4 protein-coding genes are annotated in these 4085 nt (G+C 73.6%); 1 reads left to right on the top strand and 3 read right to left on the bottom strand.

The genetic code is table 11. The features are described from left to right. Nucleotides 1-802, bottom strand: an 802-nt coding sequence (locus tag AOK18_RS35505) for a DJ-1/PfpI family protein (protein WP_167738749.1), incomplete at its 3' end; no start/stop codon positions are given. Between the two features lie 120 nt (nt 803-922). Here AOK18_RS35505 and AOK18_RS27255 point away from each other — a divergent pair. Next, nucleotides 923-1960 carry a saccharopine dehydrogenase family protein gene (locus tag AOK18_RS27255; protein WP_055696058.1) on the top strand — a complete coding sequence of 346 codons (1038 nt, stop codon included), beginning with the start codon at nt 923-925 and terminating at the stop codon, nt 1958-1960. 129 nt (nt 1961-2089) lie between these two features. Here the strand turns inward: AOK18_RS27255 and AOK18_RS27250 are convergent, their stop codons facing one another. After that, nucleotides 2090-2623 (bottom strand): GNAT family N-acetyltransferase, encoded by a 534-nt coding sequence (locus tag AOK18_RS27250; protein ID WP_055696057.1) that lies wholly within the window; start codon nt 2621-2623, stop codon nt 2090-2092. Nucleotides 2624-2875: 252 nt separating this feature from the next. Then, the gene (locus AOK18_RS27245) at nt 2876-3553 is read right to left on the bottom strand and encodes a serine hydrolase (protein WP_157865236.1); all 678 of its coding nucleotides are present in this window, start codon (nt 3551-3553) and stop codon (nt 2876-2878) included. Between the last annotated feature and the right edge of the window lie 532 nt (nt 3554-4085).

Genomic DNA, 4085 nt, shown 5'->3' with positions numbered 1-4085 from the left:
TGGAGGACCTGGCCCGCCGGGCGGGCATGAGCTCGCGGCATCTGGGCCGCCGGTTCAGGGCCGTGACCGGCACCACTCCGCTGCGGTGGCTGCTGACCCAGCGGATCCGGCGGGCCAGGTCCTCCACCGTCAGGGGCCGGTCGAGCCGTTCCAGCACCCAGGGGAACAGTCCGGCCAGCGCGTGGTCGTCCCGGTCGGGCACCGGTGCGGCGACGAACTGGGCCTGCCCTCCCGCCCGGTGAGGGGGCACCACCAGACGGCGGGCGACCGCGTTGGCGATCGCCGCGCCGTGGTCGCGGCGCACCAGGTGCAGGCACAGGTCCATCGCGGCCGCCTTGCCCGCGGAGGTGAGCACGCTGCCGTTGTCGACGTAGAGCACGTCCGGGTCGACCTCGGCCCCGGGACAACGGGCGGCCAGTGCCCCGGTGTGCGCCCAGTGCGTGGTCGCACGCCGGCCGTCCAGCAGTCCGGCGGCCGCCAGCACGAACGCCCCCGTGCACAGGGAGGCCACCCGCGCCCCCGCCTCGTGGGCCGCGCGCACCGCGTCGACCAGCTCGGCGGGCGGCTCCGCGTCGACGTCGGCCCACCCGGGGACGATCACCGTGCCGGCGTACGGAAGCCGGTCGAGCCCGTGGTCCGGCTCCAGCCGGAACCGCCCGAACCGTACGGCCCCCGGCCCGCAGACGACGAGGCGGTACCAGGGAACGGCCACGCCGGACGGAGCCGTGCCGAACACCTCGTGCGCCACGGACAGTTCGAAGTGCAGCATCCCGTCGGTGACGGCGAGCGCGACGGTCCCCACCGGGCCTGCGGACCTCATGTCCGGAAGTGTACGGCCCATGTCGTTCCGGACACTCGCGCCAACTACCCGAGCACAGAAAGATATTGACGACCGATCAAGCGGAAAAGCACGGGGGGAACGATGGGGACGGGAACGGAATCCGGGCGCACGGTGGCGGTCTTCGGCGCCTACGGGCACACCGGGCGCTTCGTGATGGCGGAGCTGCGGGACCGGGGATACGTCCCGCTCCCGTCCGGCCGCGACGCCGCCAAGCTGAGGGAACTCGCGGCCTCCCACCCGGGCCCCGGCCCCCGCACGGCTTCGGCCGACGACCCGGCCTCACTCGACCGCGCCCTGTCCGGCGCGGCCGCCGTCGTCAACTGCGCCGGCCCCTTCGCCTCCACCGCCGCCCCGTTGATCGAGGCGGCCCTGCGCGCCGGGATCCCGTACGTGGACGTGGCGGCCGAGGTCGAAGCGAACCTCGACACGTTCACGCACTACACGGACCGCGCCCGCGCCGCGGACACGGTGGTGCTCCCCGCGATGGCCTTCTACGGCGGCCTCGGCGACCTCCTGGTCACCACGGCGATGGGCGACTGGACGACGGCCGACGAGGCGCACGTCGCGTACGGCCTGAGCGGCTGGCACCCCACCCCCGGGACCCGCGCCGCGGGCGCGGTCTCCCGCAGGCGCAGGCAGGGCCGCCGCGCCGTCCACCGCAACGGCGCGCTGGAGTACCGCGACGACGCCCCGCCCACCCTGAAATGGACCTTCCCCGAACCGCTCGGGGTCCGCTCCGTGATCGGGGAGTTCACCATGGCCGACGTCGTCACCGTCCCCAGCCACCTGCGCATCCCCGACGTACGCACCCACATGACGGTCGAGGCGGCCGGGGACCTCGCCTCCCCCGACACCCCGGCGCCGATCGCGTCCGACGCACGCGGCCGGTCCGACCAGACCTTCCTCGTCGACGCCGTCGTGCGCTCCGGCGGCGAGGAGCGCCGCGCCGCGGCGAGCGGCCGCGACATCTACGCCGTCACCGCGCCCCTCGTGGTGGAAGCGGTCCACCGCATCCTCACCGGCCGCACCCGGACGACCGGCGTCGCCTCGGCCGGCGCCCTCTTCGACGCCCCGGACTTCCTGGACGCCCTGTCCGCCCACCTCACCGTCACCCGCTGACGGGACACCCGGAGCCGGACTCCCCCGCACGCCGGCACGCCCGCTGTACAGCGTGGCGAGGCCCTCGGGACCGGAGGCGGGGACCGCCGTCGCCCCTCCCGCCGGAAGCGGGCCGGCGGCCTGCTCGCCCTACCGGGCCGGGGACGCCCCACCGGCCGCCGCGGGACGACGGCGGACCAGCACGCGCGTGATGCCACCGTCGTCCTCCTCGATGTCCCGGACGTACTCGAACCCGATCCTGCCCAGCAGCACCAGGGACGCCTCGTTCGGCGCGGCCACGGTGGCGTGCACCTCGCCCAGCCCGAGGGCGCCGAAGCCGTGGGCGACGAGCGCCTCCGCCACCTCGGTCCCCAGCCCGGACCCCCACGCCGAGGGCGCCAGGGCGTAGACGATCTCGTGCCCCCCGACGGCTTCCGTCGGCTTGATCTCGGCGTGCCCGACCAGGACCCCGCCGCGCCGGACGGCCCAGACGTCGAACAGCTCCCGCGCGTAGACGTTCGTGAAGATCCGCCCGAACAACGCCCGGTCCGCCGCCTCGGAAGCGGGACCGTCCCCCATCCACCGCGACACCCTCGGATCCTGGAACAGCGCGACGAAGTCCTCTTCGTCCTCGGGCGTGTACGGCTCCAGGACCAGCCGCTCGGTGCGCAGAGAAGGAGTCACGGACGGCGACGCTACCCACGCGCCTTCCTCACCGGCAACCCACTTTCCCCTGCGCGGACGGCGCCCGGCCGCTCGTCGCCTCCCCGTACGTGAGGGCCGGTCCCGCAGCCTGCCCCGGCTCCTGCGCGCACTGGACACGCCCGGTGCCCGTGAGGTCCGGTCCCGGCAGGAGGGGACGGCAAGACGACCGTCGCCCGCCGAGTCCTCTTTTCCAGGAGCGAGGGATGTGCCCGCGGGCCGGTGGGAAGAGGGTCAGTGGATGATCGGGGACACCGGAGGGGCGGTACCGCGAAGGGCGTGTACGGCGGTTCGCGCTGCTCGCTCCACCGTGGAGATGCCGTGGGACATGCTCGGGCTGCCGTGGGAGAGGACGACGACGTAGAACGTGCTCCCGTGTGCTGCGACCCGCCCCATGCTGTTGATCGCCCAGCGTTGTGAGTGGGAGCGCTGGACCCAGCCGTTCTTGAGCTGCCAACGGCTGCCTTCCGCGGATATCCCCCAGTCCTGGTCCGCGTCGATCCGGCCCATGAAGGTCTGGATCAGGCGGCGTGAGGCTTCGCTGAGCGGAGAAGGACCGGCGAACACGGTCTTCAGCAGGGTGAGTTGGTCCGCCGCGGTGGTGCGGGTGAGGCCCCAGTGCGTACCCGGTCCCGCCTGGGTGGAGGTCAGCCCCAGGACCTTGTTGGCGGCGGCGAGTCCCGGGCCGCCGCCGATACGTCGCCACAGGGCGCCCGCGGAGTCATTGTCGCTGCTCCGGATCATCGAGGCGGCGGTGGACGTCTCCCACGGGGTGAGCGACCGCCCTTCGCGCTGGGCGCGCAGCAGCAGTGCCGCCAGGATGTTCACCTTCGCCAGGCTCGCGGTGATGTGCGTCTGCGAGCCGTGCACCATCCGCCGGCCGGTCCCGGGCTCCAGAACGGCGACCGACACCCGGGTGCCGCTCTGTGCGCGAATCGGTTCGAGCAGACGGGTGAGCGCGTTGTCCGCATCCGTCGGGGCCGGCGTCCGCGTGTCGGGGAATCCCGGCGGCGCTTGGGCCGGCTTGCTGTGCGCCGGCATCAAAGGCGTCTGGTTCCGTACCGGGGGATGTCCGCCCCGGCCACCGGTTGCGGTGTGACCGGCGGCGAAGCAGCCCGTGAGCAGCGCGCCCGCTGCCGAGCACGCCAGCACCAGCCGTATCCACTCCCGCCGTACGCAGGCCTTGCCGCGTCCGCTCGGGCCGGGCGGGACAGGCCGGTTCCCCGTTCCGCGGGGTGGACGGGCGGCATCACTCGGACTCATCGGGAACCTCGATCACACAGGCGGGAGACAACCGGAGGGAAGATCACGCCACAGTCTTTTCCGGGGTGAGGCGCGCCGCATCCTGAGATGATCACCCCCGAAAGGCGTAACGCACTCATGGCGGAAACCGCCTGACGGCCCTTTGGGAAGAAGCGAAGGCCCGTCCCCCGCGGCCCCGCGC

The sequence above is a fragment of the Streptomyces prasinopilosus genome, from assembly GCF_001419695.1.
GTDB classification, from domain to species: Bacteria; Actinomycetota; Actinomycetes; order Streptomycetales; family Streptomycetaceae; genus Streptomyces; species Streptomyces prasinopilosus.
The sequence above is the reverse complement of the archived record's forward strand: the minus strand, read 5'-3'. Positions and strand labels throughout refer to the sequence as shown.

What these genes read in the sequence shown, in the direction of transcription:
- AOK18_RS27255 (WP_055696058.1), top strand. Translation starts at nt 923, where the DNA reads ATGGGGACGGGAACGGAATCCGGGCGCACGGTGGCGGTCTTCGGCGCC.